This window comes from Halorussus sp. AFM4, assembly GCF_051194995.1.
Taxonomy (GTDB): Archaea; Halobacteriota; Halobacteria; order Halobacteriales; family Haladaptataceae; genus Halorussus.
The window spans coordinates 773,712-791,834 of record NZ_JBNTJT010000001.1 but is presented as its reverse complement, the minus strand read 5'-3'; the positions used below and the strand labels follow the sequence as shown (position 1 = coordinate 791,834).

Below are 18,123 nucleotides of genomic sequence, written 5' to 3'. Positions count from 1 at the left end.
TAGCCCCGCCGTCCCGAATGGTGTGCTATGTCACTCCACGCCAGAGACGTGCGACGGGACGTCCGCGAACTCGGAGCGCTGCTCGGGGACGTCCTGGAGGAGCAGGCATCGCCGGCGGCGTTCGAGGTGGTCGAGTCGGTCCGGACCGGGGCCATCGACTACCGGCGGGGCGACGCCGACAGCCGCGACCACCTCCGGGCCGAGCTCGCCGACCTCTCGCCCGAGCGGGCCGGCGTCGTGGCCCGGGCGTTCGCCACCTACTTCGAGCTCATCAACCTCGCCGAGGAGCGCGAGCGGGTCCGGGCGGTCCGCGAGGCCTCCCAGGAGGGGACCCTGGCCGACAGCGTCGCCGAGACCGCCGAGGTGCTGGCCGACGCGGGCGCCGACCCCGAGACGGTCCAGCGGGTGCTCGACGACGTGCTGGTCGAGCCCACGTTCACGGCCCACCCGACCGAGGCCCGGCGCAAGACGGTGAAGGCCAAGCTCCGGGCGGTCGCCGACGACATCGAGACCCTCGACGAGCGCCGGCTGACCGACCGCGAGGAGGCGGCGGTCGAGCGCGACCTGGAGGCGGAGGTCACCAGCCTCTGGCAGACCCCGCAGGTCCGCGAGCGCCGGCCGGAGGTCACCGACGAGGCGCTCAACGTCCAGTGGTACCTCGAGAACACCCTCTACGACGTGGTGGGTCAGGTGTACGACGAGCTCGAGCGCGAGCTCGGCGAGGAGTTCGGTTCGCTCGACATCCCGAAGCTGTTCGAGTTCCGGTCGTGGGCCGGCAGCGACCGGGACGGCAACCCCTACGTCACCCCCGAGGTGACCGCCGAGACGCTGGAGCGCCAGCGCGCCGTCGTGGTCGAGCGCTACCGCGAGGAGTGCAAGCGGCTCTCGGGCGTGCTGAGCCAGGACGACCGGAGCGTCGACGTCGGCGAGGCGTTCCGCGAGCGCCTCGAGACCGACCGCGAGCGCATGCCCGGCGTCGCCGCCGAGGCCGAGGAGCGCTACCCCGACGAGCCCTACCGCCAGAAGCTGAAGCTGATGCGCGAGCGCCTCGACCGGGTCGGCGGGGTCCGGCCCGGCGGCTACGAGAGCGAGGACGAGCTGCTGGCCGACGTCGACGCCATCGCCGACAGCTTGCGGGCCAACGGCGCCGAGACGGTCGCCGAGGCCAAGGTCGACCCGTTCCGGCGCCGGGTCGCCACCTTCGGCCTCTCGCTGGCGAGCCTCGACCTCCGGGACCACCGGGCGAACCACACCCGGGCGGTCGGCGAGGCGCTGGCCCGCGAGGGCATCGACTACGAGGCGATGGACGAGGACGAGCGCGTCGCGGTGCTGACCGAGGCCATCCTAGAGGACGACCCCGTGGTGGACGTGACCGACACCGAGGACCTCTCGGACACCGCGGCCCGGGTGCTCACGCTGTTCGACCGGACCGCCGACTGGCAGGCCGAGTACGGCGTCGAGGCCATCGACACCTACTGCATCAGCATGACCGAGGAGCCCAGCCACGTGCTCGAGGTGCTGTTCCTCGCCGACCAGGCCGGCGTCGTCGACCTGCCGGGCTACGCCGGCATCGACGTGGTCCCGCTGCTGGAGACCGAGTCGGCGCTCTCGGGCGCCCGGCGCATCATGGGCACCCTCTTCGAGAACGAGGCCTACGCGGCCGCGGTGGAGGCCCGCGGAGACACCCAGGAGATCATGCTGGGCTACTCGGACTCCAACAAGGAGAACGGCTTCCTGGCGGCCAACTGGAGCCTCTACCGCAACCAGAAGCGGCTGGCGGCCATCTGCGACGACTACGACGTGACCCTCCGGCTGTTCCACGGCCGCGGGGGCTCGATCTCGCGGGGCGGCGGCCCGATGAACGACGCGCTGCTCGCGCTCCCGAACGAGACGGTCACCGGCCAGGTCAAGTTCACCGAGCAGGGCGAGGCCATCGCCGAGAAGTACGCCAACCCCCGCATCGCCGAGCGCAACCTCGAGCAGATGCTCGACGCCCAGCTCCGGGCCCGCCACGAGGCGATCCGCGAGCCCGTCGAGGAGGTGCCCGACGAGTGGTACGACGCGATGGAGACCGCGGCCGACGCCGCCCGCGAGGCCTACCGCGACCTGCTGGAGACCGACGGGTTCGTCTCGTACTTCGAGGACGCGACCCCCATCGAGGTCATCGAGGAGCTCAACATGGGGTCGCGGCCGGCCTCCCGGTCGGGCGAGCGCACGGTCGAGGACCTCCGGGCCATCCCGTGGGTGTTCTCGTGGACCCAGGCCCGGTGCATCCTGCCCGGCTGGTACGCACTCGCCGAGGGGCTGGACTCGTACCTCGACGGAGGCGGCGACCTCGACACGCTCCGGGAGATGTACCAGGAGTGGCCGTTCTTCCGGACGACGCTCGACAACGCCGCGCTCGCGCTGGCCCGGACCGACCTCGAGATCGCGGCCGAGTACGCCGCCCTCGCGCCCGCCGACCGCCGCGACCGGTTCTTCCCCCGCATCGAGGCCGAGTACGACCGGGCGGTCGAGCTCGTGACCGCCGTCACGGGCCGAGACGGCCTGCTCCGGCGCGAGTGGCTCGAGGAGAGCCTGGCCCGGCGCAACCCCTACGTCGACCCGCTGAACCTGCTCCAGACCCAGCTGCTCGGCCAGTCCCACCTCACCCCCGAGGAGGAGCGCACCCTCCGGCTGACCGTCAAGGGCATCGCGGCCGGGATGAAGAACACGGGGTAGTCCCCGCGCTGGCGCGGCGGTCGGCCGGGACCCCCGGGCCGCGGTCGGTCGGCGTTCTCTCGGGACGCCCCGACGGCGTCCGGGGCGGTGTCCCGACGGCAACAACGGTTACGGACGTCGGCGTCTTTCCCCGAATGGGATGGGGAAATGACCGACGAGAACGACATCGACCGACGGAGCTTCCTGAAGCAGAGCGCGGTGGGGGCGTTCGGCCTCGCCCCGCTGGCCGCCGGCGACGGTTCGACCCGGACGGCGCTCCAGGAGGGCGGCGACGGACAGGACGGCGGGAACGGTCAGGACGGCGACAGCGAGGGCGAGCGACCGTTCTACGTCCGGCGGATGGTGTTCCCGTACCCCGAGCGCCTCGAGGGGGACCTCCGCCAGAAGATAATCATCATGACCGACCAGAAGGACACGCGTCCCGACTCGCTGCAGGACGTGAACGTCGACGCGGTCAGCGAGTGCAACTTCAGCGGCGGCTGGCCGCCCCAGCAGCTCAACGTCTGGGAGGGCATCATCGTCGACTGGCAGAACGCCGGCCGGATGGTCGGGTTCTTCGGCGCGAACCCGACCGTGCGGGCCGAACAACTGGTCGAGCGCAACACCATCTTCGTGGAGGAACAGCCCTCGGACATCCCGCTCGGCACGACGTTCGTCGTCAGCAGCGTGGACAGGTGCCCCGGCGACCTCGTCGGCGTGGAGGCGCGGAAGGTCCCCGGGATCCGGGTCATCACCGGGCCCGGCGAGAGCACGGGCGAGGCCACGAACGACCTGACCGAGCAGTTCTGACGCGCCGTGCGTTTTCGTCAGCCGGTCGCTCGGCCGACGCCGGGCCGGGACTACTCTCTGACGTCGGTCGCGTCTCCGGTCGACTCGTTACCGACCGTCTCGTTCCCGGCCGTCTCGTTGCCGAGGGTGTTGTTCCCGAAGATGTCGTCGTCCTCGGTCGCGTTTCCGGCGGTCTGATTCTCCGTGAACTGGTCGATGGTGTCGATCATCTCCTTGCTGAAGTACTCGCTGAGCTCCGGCGGGAGCTCGTGTATCGTCACCAGCGCGTGGCCGTCGCAGTACCGACCGCCGGCGATGCGCCACACCGACCCGGGTTCGACCGGTCGCTCGAGGTACGCCCGCGAAGTGTTGATACCGCCGATGTCCTCCGCGCCGAAGATGCCCGTCGTCTCGGTGGGCTTGATCACCAGCGCGTTGCGGGCGCGCCACTGCTCCTCGCCCTCCGGGAAGCACAGCGGCGGCGGCCGCTCGTGCGGTTGTATCGGCCCGCCGACCACGAGGATGCGGTAGACCAGGTCCGCGTCCAGGATGCGCCCCGCCGGCAGCACCGCCTGCATGTAGTCGACGGCCCCCTGCTGTTGTCCGATGGCGCCCGGTTCGCGGTCGTCACCGGCGTCGTCCCGGCCGCCGTCTCCCCGCCCGGCGGCCGACCGCAGACTCCCGATACCCGAGACACCCACCAGTCCAGCCGCGCTCGCGCCGCGGAGGAACGAGCGCCTGTCGACCGTTCGGTCGTCGTCCATGTCACAGGACACAGCATCGCCACGTCAATAACGGTTGTCGCCGCGCCGTCGGTCGCTCGACGACACCGACGGGTCGCCGGCGGGAGGCCGCCCGAACCAGCGCGCGGTGCCGACATAGCAAGACCCATCCCGGCCCGCCGCCAACGCCCGGCCATGAACGACAGCGCCGAGGAGACCAAGGTCGAGTGGCGCGAGTGGGGCGAGGACGCCTTCGCCGAGGCCCGGGAGGCCGACAAGCCGGTCCTGCTCTCGCTGTCGGCGACGTGGTGCGCGTGGTGCCACGAGATGGACCGCGAGGCGTACAGCAACCCCATGGTCGCGGCGAACGTCAACGACTCGTTCGTCCCGGTCCGGGTCGACGTCGACCGCCAGCCGCGGGTCCGCGAGCGGTACAACGTCGGCGGGTTCCCCTCGACGGTGTTCTGCACGCCCGACGGCGACCTGCTGACCGGCGCGACCTACCTCGGCGTCGACGGGATGCGCCAGGTGGTCCAGCGCGTCCGGGACCTCTGGACCCACAAGGGCGAGGACGCCGCCCGCATCCCCCGCAGCCTCCGGGAGGACCCGCCCGCCGGCGAGCTGTCGCCCGAGATCGAGCGGCTGGTCGCCGGCCAGCTCGGCGACAAGTTCGACGACGGCTACGGCGGCTGGGGCGACAGCGAGAAGTTCCCGCTGCCCCGGACCGTGGAGTTCGCGCTGAAGCGCGAGCGCGACCAGGCGCTGGGCACCCTCTCGGCGATCAGCCAGCACCTCTACGACGACTACGACGGCGGCTTCTTCCGGTTCGCCGAGGGCCGGGACTGGACCGAGGTCCACCACGAGAAGCTGGGCTCGACCAACGCCGCGCTGGTCCGGGCGTACGCCAACGCCTACCTCTACACCGGCGACGAGACCTACCGCGACCCGGCCGAGCGCACCGTCGAGTACCTGACCACGACCCTCTGGACCGGCGAGGCGTTCGCCGGCAGCCAGGCCCCCGGCGCGAGCGACGACGACCCGGACGTCAGCGAGTACTACGGGCTGTCGGCGACCGACCGGGAGGCCGCCGACCCGCCGGCGGTCGACCCGACCGCCTACGCCGACGTGAACGCGATGGCGGCCGACGCGCTGCTGACCTTCCACGCCTACACCGACGACGACCGCGCACGCGCGTACGCCGAGCGCGCTCTCGACTACGTGCTGACCGAACTCGTCGACGACGGCGAGGTCACCCACTTCGACGCGAGCGGCCTCGCCGGCGCCGAGACCAGCGAGTCCGGCCTCCTCGCCGACCACGCCCACCTGGCCGGCGCGCTCGCCACGGCCCGGCAGGTCACGGGCGACGAGGAGTACCTCGACGCGGCCCGCGAGGTCGCCGACTACGCGCTCGACGAGCTCCGCGAGGACGGCGACGACTCCGGCGCCTTCGTCGACGGGCCCCGCGATGGCCCGGGGCTGCTCGACCGGCCGCTCCGCCCGCTCGACCACAACGCCGAGCTGGCCGACGCGCTGACCGACCTCGCGCTGCTGACCGGCGAGGACCGCTACCGGGAGGCCGCCGAGGGCGCGATTGCGGCGTTCGCCGACGCGGCCGACCGCTTCGGCGTCCAGGTCGCGTCGTACGCCACCGCGGCGGCCCGGCTCTGCCGTGACCCGCTGGTCGTCGAGGTCGCCGACGAGGCCGGCTCGGACCTCCACCGCGCGGCCCTCCGGATCGCAGACCACGAGAAGGTCGTGGCCCCGGGGGTCGAGGGCGACGGGTACGAGCCCGGGGCGGCCTACGTGGTCGTCGACGGCGAGCGCTCGGGGCCCGTGACAACGCCCGAGGAGCTGAGCGAGCGCGTCGCCGAGCTGACCGAGTAGCCGGTCGCTGTCGGGTACTTCCCGGCGGTTTCCGGGTGGCGGGCGCCGCCGGCCGGGAGCCGCCCACCGGTAGAACTAAGTCGCGGTGTAAAGAACACTTTACTGTAAAGCGCGCTTTACGGCGCGCCCGTCTCATCCATGACACGGACATCGACCTCCGGGCCGAATCCGCTCGCGAAGCGACGCACGCACCGGCGACTGATGTGGGGACTGCTGGCCGGCGGCGTCGGCCTCGGACTCCTGCTCCGGGAGGTGCTGGGCTACCCGCTGGTCAGCGAGGTCGTCTACTGGCTCGGCGTCCTCGGCTTCCTCGCGGTCGCGTTCGGTTCCTCGGAGACGCTCTTCGACGAACGCGACCGGGCGCTCGAGGAGCGGGCGAGCAAGTGGACGCTCACGCTGCTCGCCCCGATTCTCGCCGTCACCGCGTCGGTCGGTCGCGTCCTGCCGAGGGTCAGCGACCACGCGCTGCCGGACGCGGTCTGGCCCGCGCTGTACGGCTTCGTCGGCGTCTACGCGCTGTTCGCCGTCGTCTACGTCGGACTGCGGTACCGTTCATGAAGAACGAGGTAAGCTCCTACCGCGACGCGGAGGGCATCAGCCAGGCCGACCTCGCCGCCGCGGTCGACGTCAGTCGCCAGACCATCAACGCCATCGAGCGCGACCGGTACGACCCCTCCATCGAACTCGCGTTCAAGCTGGCCCGGTACTTCGACTGCCGCATCGAGGACCTGTTCGACCCGGAGCTGGAGGACGACGGGTCGGGCGACCGGGCGTGAACTCCGCGCACCGACTATAAACTTGAAACGACACGAGAGTTTATAGGGTCGGGGCGTCTGGTGTCCGACATGGCGAGCCTACGAGACCTCGGCCTCTCGGAGTACGAGGCCCGGGCGTACCAGGCGCTGCTGGACGCGGGGCCGACCACCGCCAAGGAGCTGTCCCGCGCCAGCGACGTGCCGATGGGTCGCATCTACGACGTGCTGAGCAGCCTGGAGACCCACAACCTCGCGCGCTCCCAGAGCGCGAGCCGGCCCAAGAAGTACGTCGCGGTCGAGCCCGACACCGCGCTCAACCGGCTGCTCGACGACAAGCTCGCGGAGCTCGAGGAGCGGGCCGAGCAGTACGAGGACATCGTCGACGACCTCACCGACGAGCTCGACGCGGCCGAGCCGGTCGAGGAGGGGTTCTGGACCGCCGCGGTCGGCTCCGAGGAGTCGGTCGACCTGCTGGTCGAGCGCCTCGACGCCGCCGACGACCGCATCGTGATGGTCGCGGGCGACTCCTCTGCCCAGTTCGACATCGGCGACGTGGGCGACCTGGTGGCCCGCCACCTCGAGGAGGCGCTCGACCGGGGCGTGAACGTCTCGCTGCTCATGACGCCCGAACTCGTCGAGACGCTGCCGCCGAGCGTCGGCGAGCGCTACCTCGACACGATGGCCGACCACCCCGAGTTCGCGGTCCGGACCACCGAGAACCTCGACGGCGCGTTCAACCTCATCGACGACGTGGAGGTGTGCATCGAGGTGGCCAACCCCCTGAGCCCGGGCGAGGCGTTCGCCATGATCGACATGAAGGACCCCGAGTTCGCGGCCGACGTCCGCGAGGCGTTCGTGCCGCGGTGGGAGGAGGCCGAGCCGCTCTCGTTCGGCGGGTCGTGACCGCGCCGGGGACCGCACGGGTCGCGGACGGAACTGACCGCGATAGAACGGGCCCGGAAATCAGTCGGTCCGCCGACCATAGGCCGGCCGAAACGCCGCCCGAGCCGGTTCCATCCGGGCTTGACTCGCGTAACGCGGCGTTTCGAGACTGAATCCGGATTAAGTCGGCCGAAAGGCGCCGAAATCGGGGTTGAGGGGCGCCGGGGTTGAAACCGACGGCGACCGCACGGGGAGACGGGGTGTGGAAGCAATGACCGACACCGAGGGAGACGGAGAATCGACCGACGGACGCGTCGACAGGCGGTCCGTCCTGAAAGGCACGGCGGCCGCCGGCCTCGCCGGCACCGCGCTGGCCGGGACCGCCGGCGCGGACGGCGACGAGAAGGAGATCCGGTTCTGCGCGGCCGGCGACGACACGTTCGACTACTTCGTCCGCGTCTCGGGCAGCCTCGAGCGCGGCGGGAAGTACGAGAGCGACGAGTACGACGCCGTCGGCGACGTGTTCGCCGAGGGCGCGACCAGCCAGGAGCGGTGTGACAGTTTCATGTTCACGGGAGAGATCGAGGAACTCAAGCTGAGCGGACCCGGGAAGGTGTACGTCGACGGCGACCTCCTCAAAGATACCACGAAGGACGACAGCGACGACCAGAAGCTCTCGAACACGGTCACCATCGAGGCCGAGGGCGAGAAGGTGGAGTACAAGTTCCGCGTCTCCGGCGAGGTCGAGAAGGGGCCGGAGGCCGGCACCCTGGGCGTCGACACCATCGACGGCAACGTCGTCCGGGGCACGGTCGGCGGGACCGTCGACGGCAACGAGGACCCCGTCGACGACTACCGCTACTCGGGCGCCATCGCGTTCGCCGAGGCCGACGGCCCGCTGACGGTGACCCTCGACATCAACCCGGACTGACGAGACGTGTCGCCGACCACCAACCGGACGCGGCGCGCGGTGCTGCGCGGCCTGGCCGCCCTGACGGGCGTCGCCGGCGCCAGCGGCGCGGCTGCCGGCGAGAGTGCGGTGCGGCGGGCGGACGACGAGCGGACGGCGGTGCGCAACCGCGACGGCGCCCGCGCCGGACTCGCACGCCAGCAGATCGACACGTCGCTCCCGCCGGGCGTCACGCTGTTCGACCTCAACGGCGACGGCACCTACACCGCGAGGGTCGAGGCGGCGCCCGAGGCGATGCGCGACGAGGCCCACCCGCGGCCGATCCACGTCACCTCGGGCGGGAACTCGACGGTCGACTACGCCGCCTCGATCGCCGAACCGAGCGCCGGGACCACGCTGGGCGAGCTCGACCGCCTCGCCTACGACTACTACGAGGGGGCGAACAACGTCAACCCGGACGGCTCGGGGGCGCTCGCGCCCGACCAGACGTTCCTCGTCGTCGAGAACGACGACGGCCGCCACGGGATGTACCTCACCTACGGCGGGGGCGGCGACGAGCCCACCCGGGAGTGGCGGACGTTCGACGTCCTCGCCCGGATGCGGGGCGACACCGCCGGGACGAGCGGCTGGTTCGAGTACACCGAGACCGAGCAGGGGTACGAGGGCCGGACCTTCGACGACGTCGTCTCGCGGTTCGGCGCCGACGCCCGGCTCGTCCGGGTCGGCGTTGGTCACGGCGACGCGGTCAACCCCGCCACGCTCGACGTCTACTACGACAACCTCGCGGTCGGCGGAACGACGACCCGGTTCCCGGTCTCGGTCGCCAAGCGGGTCGACCGGGCGCTGCCGCCCGGCGCCGGGTCGGGCTGACCGCCGGGTCGGCGGCCGACGGTCGGTTTCCGCTGCGCTCCTCGGCCCTCCGGAGATCGTAGAATCGCTCGCGCCGGCGTCGCAGACTCGGGGGCGACGACCCCGGCAGGCGACGCCGGCGGCGGGACGCCGTCAGTTCTCGCGCTTCCCGAGGAAGTCCGCGACCAGCAGTTCGTGGCCCCGCCGGAGGCGCTCGGAGACCGCCTGCCGGGAGATGCCGAGTCGCTCGCCGACGCCCTCCAGGTCGATGTTCCGGGGCACGTCGTAGTAGCCGCCCTCGAAGGCGGTCTCTAGGGCGTCGCGCTGCTTGTCGGTCACGCCGGTCCCGACCGCGGGCGCGTCGGTGGCCCGGTGGAGCCGGGTGATGGTCGCGTCGAACTCCCGGCGGAACTCGTCGTCGAACACCTCGCTGACGTCGTCGTGGTCGGCGAACCGGAGCTGGAGCGTCCAGACGCCGCCGGTCGCGGTCGCCCGGAGCACCGCGCCGTCGCGGTCGAAGACGGCCTCGACGAACCGGCAGATGCCGGCGTCGAACTCGATCTCGAACAGCTCCGCGTCGCCGTCCGCGCCGAGTCGCCGGGCCTCGACGACCGACGGGTCGGCCGCGAGCAGGTCGGGGAGCCGGTCGAAGTCGACGTCCGACACCCACGCGAACGGAACGGTCCGGTCGTTCGACTGGCCCACCGTGCGCTCGAGTCGGACCGTCGCGCCGGGCGCGCGCTCGAACGTCTCGCCGAGCGCGAGCGCCGACGCCGGCACCTCGATCTCGAAGGCGGTCGCTACCCCCATCCGTCGGCGCGTCCTCCACCCGTCGCGCGACGACTCGACGCCCGCGGCGTGACTACTGGCATCGCTCTCATCGTGCGACGATTACCAGAACGGTAGCATAAGGCCTCGGCCTCGATATTAATGCCGTCGCGTTCCCGGCGTCGATTCTCGGCGATCGCTCCCGGCGACCGCAGTCGGCGGTCCGTCCCGGCGTCGACGGTCACCCCCGGTGGCGACCCTCGATCAGCAGCGTGTTGCGGATCAGCGCGTCGTGGGCCCGGCGGAGCCGCTGGGAGACCGAGTTGGTCGAGATGTCGAGCCGGTCGGCGATGTCCTCGACGGTGGCCCCGCGGGGCACCTCGAAGTAGCCCAGTCGGGCCGCCACGACGAGCACTTCGCGCTGCTCGGGCGTGAGCCCGAACTCGGCGTGGTGCGGCTCGCGGGTCCGCTGCTTGCGGACCAGCTCGAAGTTCGACTCGAAGGTCTCGCGGAACGACGAGAGCTCGTCGGCGTCGGCGAACCGGACCCTGAGGAACCACTCGTCGTCCGCGACCGCCTCCTGGACGACGGCGTGCTCGTCGACCATCGCGTTGACGAGGCGCTCGACCGATTCCTCCCACTCGACCTTGTACAGGGCGGTCCCCTCGAGTCGGTCGAGCACCTCCGCGTGCGCGACCGTCGGGTCGTCCGCCACGGCGACCTCGAACGCGTCGAGGTCGCCCCCGGTCGCCCAGAGGAACGGCATCACCCACTGCGTGCTGTGGGTGGCGAGGCGTTCTATCTCGACGCGCACCGCGGGAACCGCCTCGAGCGCGTGCGAGAGCGCGAACTCGTCGGCCGGCACCGAGAACTCCGCGACGAGGCTCATGCCTATCGTTGGCGCCCCCGACGGAAACCTCGTGTGGCGGACCGGCGGCGGAACCGTCCGGTCGGCGGTGCGGTCGGCGAGCCCGGTCGACAGGTCGGCGGTCCAGACGGCGCACCGGCAGTGGGCCGAACCGGCAGTACGGTCGCCGGGGACCGGCAGTAAGGCTTTGAGGGCGCCCGGCGTATCGGGTCTATGGTTCGTGCCTACGTGGCGATAATTACGGGCGCCGGGGCCTCGGCCGACGTCGCGACCGCCATCCGCGACCTGCCGGGGGTGTCGTCGGCCCACGTGGTCTCGGGCGACTACGATATCATCGCCGAGATCGAGGGCGAGACGGTCCGGGACCTCCAGAAGACGGTCACCGGCGGCGTCCACGGGGTCGAGGGCGTCGGGACGACCCGGACGTACGTCCACCTGGACTAGGCGTCTGGCGCCCGTCGGACCGTTCGCGTCACGGACTGACCGCCCGCCGGACCGACTGCCCGGCGGTCCGTCGGCCCGCGGTCGCGCCGCCGGGGCGGCCCCGTCGCGTCAGACCGCGGCGACCCACGCCCGGAACGACTCGTGCTGGCCGTACACCTCGCGGAAGACCCGGTCGACGCACTGGGCGACGCGGTTGGGGTCGGCCAGCGCCGACACCCGGACGTTGACGCCCTCGGCCTCCTCGGGCCGGGTGATGTCGTCGATCTTGAACGCCGGGAACTCCCCGAGCACCGACTTGAGGTCGTCGAGTTCCGACTCGGTGCAGTCGAGGTTGAGGACGCCGTCGCCGAACTGGATCCACGGCGGGAGCTCCTCCGGGTCGTCGGCCTCGGCGTCGTCGCGGTCGCTCGCCCCGGTTTCCGCCTCGCTTCCGTCACTACCGTCCCCGGTCGCGAGCGCCGACGCGTCGGCGTCGGCCTCGAAGGTGGCGAACGGGCTGCCGCGCTCGCGGTGGGCCGCGATGGCCTCGGCGAAGAGCTTCCGGCGCTCCGCGGGCGTCGCGGCGTCGAATCTGGTCACGGGCGGCGCTACGGGGCCGGCCCTCAAAAACCCCGTCCGAACGGCGGCTTTTTGGCGGTGGGTCCGCATCCCGACGGTATGACGCTGGACCCGGTGCACTTCGACGGCATCGCGGGGTTGGCCGACCGCATCGACTACGACGCCGAGGACGAGGACCACCGGGACTCGGCCGAGACCGTCTGGGAGCACTTCCTCGACCCGCTCCGGGACGGCGACGGGAACGAGGTTCTCGAACCGATCGACGAGCTCGCGCGCCGCCGGGTCGACGCCGAGGAGATCGCCCTGGAGGACGAGCCGTTCGGGACGACCCACGGCCTCGACGCCGGGACGCTCAACCCCAAACCGTTCAAGAACGGGCTGGTGCTCGACGTGGCCCACGCCGCCATGAGCGCCGCGCCCTCGGACCTCGACCTCCACGACAGCCGGACCGTGGTGAAGGCGCTCCACTCCAACGACACGTCGAAGGACTTCGGGACCGAGTGGGAGGCCTACGACGGCGGGAGCCGCCGGAAGATCGTCCACACCCACCTCCCCGAGAACCAGTACGAGGAGGACGTGGTCCACGCGCTCGCGCTCTACCTCGCCGAGAGCACCCACGCGCTGGAGCACGCCGACCGGGTCTCGGAGTTCCTGCTGCTCGACGGTCCCATCTACCCGAAGGGCCTCCTGCGGTGGTACTACCGGAGCTCGGTGCTGACCGACCTGTTCGAGGAGTCGCCCCACGTCGGCCGGATCCTCGACAACTACGTCGACCTGGTCGAGGCGTTCGCCGACCGCGGGGTCCCGCTGGCGGGGTTCGTCAAGAACGTCTCCTCGAAGGCGGTCGTCCGGACCCTCAAGCGCGAGACCGACTTCGGGCCGGTGCCGTGGGCCCACGACGCGGGGCTGTTCGCCCACCTCCTGGAGCGGCGCGAACTCGTGGACGGCGAGTTCGAGCGCCTGACCGACGAGCTGACGCTCACCAACTGGTTCGTCTCGACCGGCGGGATGGACGCGTTCTTCGCCGAGCCCGACAGCCCGCACCTCGACCGCGGGCTCGACCCCGAGGACTACCGGGTCACGTTCTGCGTCGTCTACGACCCCCGCCGCGACCTGATCTTCAAGGTCGAGGCCCCGCTGGTGTTCACCCGGAACCGCGAGACCCGCGAGCGCATCGAGCGCCAGGTGCTGAGCGAGGTCGCGGTCCGGCGCGGCCCGCCCCAGGCCGTGGCGAAGGCCGACGACCTCGCGGCCATCGACCGCAACAGCGCCGGGTCGCTGGTCCGGGCGTTCGAGCGCTCGCTCGACACCGACCTCGACGAGAACTACAACGCGGTCCGGTGGGGACGCGACTACTGAACCGACCTTTTCGAGGAGGGGTTTCCTCGCGCCTCCGGCGCTGCGGGAACCCCTCCACCAAAAACGTCGATGAAAACGTCCCGACCGCTCGGCCGGCGGCCTCGCGGTCGGCGAAACGCCTCGCTCCGCTCGGCGTAGCGTTGTCGGACCCCACTTGGCTTCCCGTCTGGTCGACCCGCCTGATTCCACTACCAGTTGCTGTCGGTACTGTTCTTCTATTTGCCCGGTAAACTATTTTCGAGTGGATCGTGCCCTTGTCGCTTCGATTTCCGGTACGGGGTCACTGGCCGGGACGGAACCGACGAATCGGTTTCAGTCCGCGGTCGCCGGCTGGTCCTCGAGCTGTCGGGTCGAGATTACGGCGTCGCTACCGACGGTTATCTCGTAATCCAGGTACGTGAACGTTACTTCTCCAGGGGTGCGATCGCGGAACAGATCGTCGAGGGCCTCCGGGTCTATCGCCTCGTGTAGCGGCGGGAGGGTCTCCGGATCGGCTCCGTCCGCCTTCGAGATGCACTCGACGACTGCGAGACTGAGCGGTTTCTCCCCGTCGATCGGACACCGGCACGCCACTCGTTCCTCTCTCCCACAACTCATACCGATACCGTAGGGAGCAAATGGGTATAAATCTCGGCTCATATTTGCACGCCAGGTAGTGCCACGATACCAACTTGTACACTATTTAATGGGATGGACGCCGAGAACGAGTGATAGGTACGGGCCTGAGCGAAACCGCGAGCCGGTCCGGGCCACCGACTGAACACGGAAACCGCACTACCGGCTGCTGCGACACCTCGTCCGGCCGATCCGCGCTCACTCCACGTCGTCGTGGGTCAGCAGCGGACGGTCCCGCTCACCCTCCGGCGACTCGTACGTGACGACCTCCAGGAGGTTCCCGTCCGGGTCGAGGAAGTAGAACCCCTCGAACTCGCCCCAGTCGTAGGGGCCCTGCTTCGGGAACTGGTCGCCGAGGTCGTCCATCGCCGCCTCGTACTGCTCCCGGTCGGTCTCGAACGCGACGTGGGCCTTGTCGAGCGGGTGGTCCAGCCCCCGGTCGTCCCACCCCTCGGCGCGGCCGGTCTCGGCCAGCGTCACCACCGTGTCGCCGGCCTCGAACATGGCGTGGGCGCCCTGGAAGTCCTCGGGCGGCCGAATCAGGTCGAGGTCGAGCGTGTCGCGGTAGAACTGGAGGCAGGCGTCCAGGTCGTCGACGTCGACGTTGATGTGGTCTACGCCCCGCATCGACCCCGCTCCCCCTGCGTCCTCCGCCTTCCCGTCGGTGGTGCGCGATCCGTCGATCTCCGCGCGCTCATCGGTCCTTCCACTCGGCCTCGCGGCGCGGCGGGCTGTAGACGCCGATGCCGACCGCGGGCTCGTCGCCCCGGTTCTCGCAGGCGTGGGGCTCCCGGCTGAGGAAGCAGTAGGAGTCGTCCGGGCCGAAGACCCGCTCCTCGCCGTTCACCGTGGCCACCAGCTCCCCGCTGGTCATGTACCCCAGCTGCTCGTGGTCGTGGGTGTGCTCCGGAATCGTCGCCCCCGGGTCGATGCGGAAGTGCTGGATGCTCATGTTCTCCCCCGCGGCAAGCTGGGTGAAGTGCACGCCGTCGACGGCCTCCTCGGTCTCCCTGGCGGTCAGATTGACCAGTTCCATGGCACGCCGTATCACACGAACGCACTTAAAGGAATTGCGAAAAACCCTAAGTGGGAAGTTCCCGTTAGCTGGTTGCGATGTCCGAACAGACTACCGTTCGGCTCTTTCACCTGCCGTTCTCGTTCATGCTGCCCCAGCGGGTGGCGAGCGAGCGGGGGTACTTCGGGGACGAGGGGTTACGGGTCGAGCTCGTCGAGCGCGACCGGGAGGCGGTCGAGCGCAAGTACATCCCGGCCGAGGAGACGCTGACCGGCGACTACGACGTGGACCTGTATCCCATCTGTAAGTGGGAGAGCCTCAAGCGCACCTGGGAGATGCACGACGGGAAGGTGGTGGCCAAGGGGACGTTCGCCGACCAGCCCTACGCCGTCTTCACGCGGCCCGACACCGACGTCGAGGAGCCGGCCGACCTCGCGGGGGTGCCCGTGGGGGTCAACCGCCGGACCGGCCAGGAGTACACCGCCATCCGGGCGCTGGAGGCCCACCTCCCGCCCGGGGACGTGACCATCGAACACCACGGGATGCCGACCGACCGGCTGCGGGCGCTCCGGGACGGCGAGGTCGACGCCGCGACGCTGCTGGAGCCCCACAGCACGCTGGCCGAGGAGCTGGGCTTCGAGCGCGTCATGGAGTTCGAGAACCACATGGGCGTCGTCGGCGGCGAGCGGCTGACGGGGGAGGCGCTCCGGAAGTTCGTGGCCGGCTACCGGCGCGCGGTCGAGGCCATCAACGAGAACCCGGCCGAGTTCCGTGACGACTACCTCGACATGCTCGGCAAGGACGAGGCGGTCGCGCCCGACCTGTTCGAGGACGTCGACATGGACGCCGTCCGCGAGCAGATAACGGTACCGGAGTACGAGACGCCCGAACTCGCCGACTACGACGAGCTCCGCGAGCACCTCGACTGGATGAAGGAGCGCGACCTGGTGGACGCGGACGCCGAGATCCGTTCCATCGTCGCGCCTGGAGGCCGGCCGTGACCCGGTCTGTCGCGAGTCGGGGGGACCAGCCGTGACCAGCATCGCCGAGAAGCAGGCCGCGCTCGACGCCCAGCACGGCGACCCCGGCGACCGGCCGGTGATGCGCGCCCGGTTCGAGCACAACGGGAGCCCGCGCTACCTGCTGTACACCATCAAGCGCCTCAACCTCGACCGCGACCACGGCTTCCACCTCGACGTGGAACTGGTCTCCGACGAGACCGAGGACGGCCTGGAGACCGTCGAGGCCAAGCTCCAGGAGGGCGACGCCGACCTCATCGACATCGACTACATCTCGACCGCCCGGGAGCGGGCCGAGGGCGCGCCCATCGTCGGCTTCCACCCCTACGGCCGGACCGTGGGGTCGCTGGTCGCCGCGCCCGACTCGGACGTCCGGGGGCTCGACGACCTCCGCGACGTCGACGTCGGGGTCGTCCGGCGGCTCGACAAGAACTGGATCCTCACCCGCGCGGCCTGCCGGAAGTACCACGACTTCGACCCCGCCGACACCGCCACCGCGGTCGAGGCCGGCTCGAAGGTCGAGCTCTCGCGGCTGCTCCGCGAGGGCGAGGTCGACGCCGGCCTCCAGTTCTGGCAGATCGTCCCCGAGCTGACCGAGGCCGGCGACTGCCGGGAGGTCGTCCCGATGGCCGACCTGGTCCAGCGGCTCTCGGGCACCGACGACCGGCTGCCGGTCTCGACGTTCCTCACCAGCGAGTCGTACCTCGACGCCCACCCCGAGACCGTGGGCGCGTTCCGGGACGCCTACCGCGACGCGGTCGCCCGGCTCCGCGAGGACGACGAGCTCTGGGACGAGATCGGCGACCGACTGATGGACACCGACGACGAGCGGGCCTGGCGGGCCATCCGCGACGGCTGGCGCGAGATGGTCGTCGCCGACTGGGACCGCGAGACCGTCGCCGGGATGGAACAGCTGTTCGACCACCTCCGCGACGTCGCGGGCGCCGACGCGCTCGGCGTCGAGCGCATCCCCGACGGCGCGTTCGCCCCGGAGGCCGGCCGATGACGACCGAGGTCGACTTCCAGCTCAACTGGGAGCCCAACGGGTTCCAGGCGCCGTACTTCCTGGCGCGCGAGCGGGGCTTCTACGACGAGGAGGACCTCGACGTCCGGTTCGTCGAGGGCCACGGCTCCCCCTTCGCGGCCGAGCAGGCCGGGAAGGGCCGCCGCGAGTTCGCGCTGGCCGGCGGGAGCGCGGTGCTGTCGGTCCGGAGCCGGGGCGTCGAACCCCTCGCCGTGGCCGCGGTCACCCAGAAGACGCCCGCCGCGGTGTACACCTTCCGGGACGCGTTCGGCGAGGAGCTCGACTCCCCCGACCGGCTCGCCGGCCGTACCATCGCCCCCTCTGCCACCAAGACCCGCATCCTCGCGGCCCAGCTGCTCGAAGACGAGGGTGTCCGCGACGAGGTCGACCTGCTGCCCGTCGACGAGCACACCCACCACCGGGTCCAGCACAAGCTGGTCGACGGCGAGGTCGACGCCGCGGTCGGCGTGGTCACCAACGGCTACGAGCTCCAGCAGGAGCACGACCGGACCGCCGACGAGCTCCGCATCGGCGACTACCTCGACGTCTACGGGATGACCATCGTGACCGACCCCGAATTCGCCGCCGATAACCCCGAGACCGTCAGGTCGTTCCTCCGGGCGACCGCCCGGGGCTGGGTCGCCGCCACCGAGGACCCCGAGGCGGCGATCGACGTGCTGGTCGAGCGCAACGCCACGCTCGAACGGACCCGCGACGTCGAGCGCCGGAAGTTCGGCGTCGCGGCCGACGAACTCCAGTGGACCGACCGCCTCCGGGCGGCCGGCTGGGGCCACCACGACGCCGACCGGTGGCAGACCTTGAGCGAGACCCTCGCGGAGACCGACCTGCTCGACGGCGACGTCGACCCCGACGCGGCCTGGACCAACGAGTACCTCGACGCGGACGCCGACGCCGTCGGGGCGTACGCGGAACAGGTGGAGCGGTGACGCGCGCCGACCCGG

At 71.0% G+C, this 18,123-nt stretch carries 20 protein-coding genes; 13 read left to right on the top strand and 7 right to left on the bottom strand.

Annotation, left to right across the window (positions count from 1 at the left end; genetic code table 11):
• Positions 1 to 27 precede the first annotated feature (27 nt).
• Both ppc and ACQUQF_RS04115 read left to right on the top strand, forming a co-directional pair.
• The gene (gene ppc / locus ACQUQF_RS04120; RefSeq protein WP_435175988.1) at positions 28 to 2,721 is read left to right on the top strand and encodes a phosphoenolpyruvate carboxylase; all 2,694 of its coding nucleotides are present in this window, start codon (positions 28 to 30) and stop codon (positions 2,719 to 2,721) included.
• A gap of 147 nt (positions 2,722 to 2,868) precedes the next feature.
• Positions 2,869 to 3,510, top strand: a complete 642-nt coding sequence (locus tag ACQUQF_RS04115; RefSeq protein ID WP_435175986.1) for a hypothetical protein — start codon at positions 2,869 to 2,871, stop codon at positions 3,508 to 3,510.
• Positions 3,511 to 3,560: 50 nt separating this feature from the next.
• On the opposite strand, the gene ACQUQF_RS04110 is transcribed toward ACQUQF_RS04115, so the two are convergent.
• Positions 3,561 to 4,253: a hypothetical protein gene (locus ACQUQF_RS04110; protein WP_435175984.1), complete on the bottom strand. Its 693-nt coding sequence runs from the start codon at positions 4,251 to 4,253 to the stop codon at positions 3,561 to 3,563.
• Positions 4,254 to 4,406: 153 nt separating this feature from the next.
• Here ACQUQF_RS04110 and ACQUQF_RS04105 point away from each other — a divergent pair, with 153 nt between their 5' ends.
• The 6 genes from ACQUQF_RS04105 to ACQUQF_RS04080 all read left to right on the top strand — a co-directional run bounded on the left by ACQUQF_RS04105 (position 4,407) and on the right by ACQUQF_RS04080 (position 9,512).
• On the top strand, positions 4,407 to 6,095 hold the full coding sequence (locus ACQUQF_RS04105) for a thioredoxin domain-containing protein (RefSeq protein ID WP_435175982.1): 1,689 nt from the start codon (positions 4,407 to 4,409) through the stop codon (positions 6,093 to 6,095).
• Positions 6,096 to 6,233: 138 nt separating this feature from the next.
• Positions 6,234 to 6,653 (top strand): DUF2178 domain-containing protein, encoded by a 420-nt coding sequence (locus ACQUQF_RS04100; protein ID WP_435175980.1) that lies wholly within the window; start codon positions 6,234 to 6,236, stop codon positions 6,651 to 6,653.
• Positions 6,650 to 6,871 carry a helix-turn-helix transcriptional regulator gene (locus ACQUQF_RS04095; RefSeq protein WP_435175978.1) on the top strand — a complete coding sequence of 74 codons (222 nt, stop codon included), beginning with the start codon at positions 6,650 to 6,652 and terminating at the stop codon, positions 6,869 to 6,871. Before ACQUQF_RS04100 ends, ACQUQF_RS04095 begins: the two co-directional genes overlap by 4 nt.
• 69 nt (positions 6,872 to 6,940) lie before the next feature.
• A complete protein-coding gene (locus ACQUQF_RS04090) occupies positions 6,941 to 7,753 on the top strand; it encodes a TrmB family transcriptional regulator (RefSeq protein WP_435175976.1) in 813 nt (270 codons plus the stop codon).
• A 250-nt stretch (positions 7,754 to 8,003) separates the two neighbouring features.
• Complete coding sequence (locus ACQUQF_RS04085; protein ID WP_435175974.1) at positions 8,004 to 8,663, top strand: hypothetical protein; 660 nt, start codon at positions 8,004 to 8,006, stop codon at positions 8,661 to 8,663.
• A gap of 6 nt (positions 8,664 to 8,669) precedes the next feature.
• The gene (locus ACQUQF_RS04080; RefSeq protein ID WP_435175972.1) at positions 8,670 to 9,512 is read left to right on the top strand and encodes a hypothetical protein; all 843 of its coding nucleotides are present in this window, start codon (positions 8,670 to 8,672) and stop codon (positions 9,510 to 9,512) included.
• Between the two features lie 132 nt (positions 9,513 to 9,644).
• On the opposite strand, the gene ACQUQF_RS04075 is transcribed toward ACQUQF_RS04080, so the two are convergent.
• Together ACQUQF_RS04075 and ACQUQF_RS04070 are read right to left on the bottom strand one after the other, a co-directional pair.
• Positions 9,645 to 10,301 (bottom strand): bacterio-opsin activator domain-containing protein, encoded by a 657-nt coding sequence (locus ACQUQF_RS04075; protein ID WP_435175970.1) that lies wholly within the window; start codon positions 10,299 to 10,301, stop codon positions 9,645 to 9,647.
• Positions 10,302 to 10,500: 199 nt separating this feature from the next.
• Positions 10,501 to 11,148: a helix-turn-helix domain-containing protein gene (locus ACQUQF_RS04070; RefSeq protein ID WP_435175968.1), complete on the bottom strand. Its 648-nt coding sequence runs from the start codon at positions 11,146 to 11,148 to the stop codon at positions 10,501 to 10,503.
• A 192-nt stretch (positions 11,149 to 11,340) separates the two neighbouring features.
• Here ACQUQF_RS04070 and ACQUQF_RS04065 point away from each other — a divergent pair, with 192 nt between their 5' ends.
• The gene (locus ACQUQF_RS04065) at positions 11,341 to 11,571 is read left to right on the top strand and encodes an Lrp/AsnC ligand binding domain-containing protein (RefSeq protein WP_435175966.1); all 231 of its coding nucleotides are present in this window, start codon (positions 11,341 to 11,343) and stop codon (positions 11,569 to 11,571) included.
• Between the two features lie 108 nt (positions 11,572 to 11,679).
• Here ACQUQF_RS04065 and ACQUQF_RS04060 read toward each other — a convergent pair whose 3' ends face one another.
• Positions 11,680 to 12,150: a hypothetical protein gene (locus tag ACQUQF_RS04060; protein WP_435175964.1), complete on the bottom strand. Its 471-nt coding sequence runs from the start codon at positions 12,148 to 12,150 to the stop codon at positions 11,680 to 11,682.
• 78 nt (positions 12,151 to 12,228) lie between these two features.
• On the opposite strand from ACQUQF_RS04060, the gene ACQUQF_RS04055 reads away from it, so the two are divergent.
• On the top strand, positions 12,229 to 13,488 hold the full coding sequence (locus ACQUQF_RS04055; RefSeq protein ID WP_435175962.1) for a DNA double-strand break repair nuclease NurA: 1,260 nt from the start codon (positions 12,229 to 12,231) through the stop codon (positions 13,486 to 13,488).
• Positions 13,489 to 13,800: 312 nt separating this feature from the next.
• On the opposite strand, the gene ACQUQF_RS04050 is transcribed toward ACQUQF_RS04055, so the two are convergent.
• The 3 genes from ACQUQF_RS04050 to ACQUQF_RS04040 form a co-directional block, all read right to left on the bottom strand.
• Positions 13,801 to 14,085 (bottom strand): HalOD1 output domain-containing protein, encoded by a 285-nt coding sequence (locus ACQUQF_RS04050; RefSeq protein WP_435175960.1) that lies wholly within the window; start codon positions 14,083 to 14,085, stop codon positions 13,801 to 13,803.
• 216 nt (positions 14,086 to 14,301) lie between these two features.
• Entirely contained in the window at positions 14,302 to 14,730 is a 429-nt protein-coding gene (locus ACQUQF_RS04045; protein ID WP_435175958.1) for a VOC family protein, read from the bottom strand.
• Positions 14,731 to 14,797: 67 nt separating this feature from the next.
• On the bottom strand, positions 14,798 to 15,139 hold the full coding sequence (locus ACQUQF_RS04040) for a cupin domain-containing protein (protein ID WP_435175956.1): 342 nt from the start codon (positions 15,137 to 15,139) through the stop codon (positions 14,798 to 14,800).
• A 77-nt stretch (positions 15,140 to 15,216) separates the two neighbouring features.
• Between ACQUQF_RS04040 and ACQUQF_RS04035 the strand changes: the two genes are divergently transcribed.
• The 3 genes from ACQUQF_RS04035 to ACQUQF_RS04025 are packed head-to-tail and all read left to right on the top strand — an operon-like array spanning position 15,217 to position 18,108.
• Complete coding sequence (locus ACQUQF_RS04035; protein ID WP_435175954.1) at positions 15,217 to 16,119, top strand: ABC transporter substrate-binding protein; 903 nt, start codon at positions 15,217 to 15,219, stop codon at positions 16,117 to 16,119.
• A gap of 31 nt (positions 16,120 to 16,150) precedes the next feature.
• Positions 16,151 to 17,143 carry an ABC transporter substrate-binding protein gene (locus ACQUQF_RS04030; RefSeq protein WP_435175952.1) on the top strand — a complete coding sequence of 331 codons (993 nt, stop codon included), beginning with the start codon at positions 16,151 to 16,153 and terminating at the stop codon, positions 17,141 to 17,143.
• On the top strand, positions 17,140 to 18,108 hold the full coding sequence (locus ACQUQF_RS04025) for an ABC transporter substrate-binding protein (protein ID WP_435175950.1): 969 nt from the start codon (positions 17,140 to 17,142) through the stop codon (positions 18,106 to 18,108). The genes ACQUQF_RS04030 and ACQUQF_RS04025 overlap by 4 nt, the downstream gene beginning before the upstream one ends.
• The last annotated feature ends 15 nt before the right edge of the window (positions 18,109 to 18,123 follow it).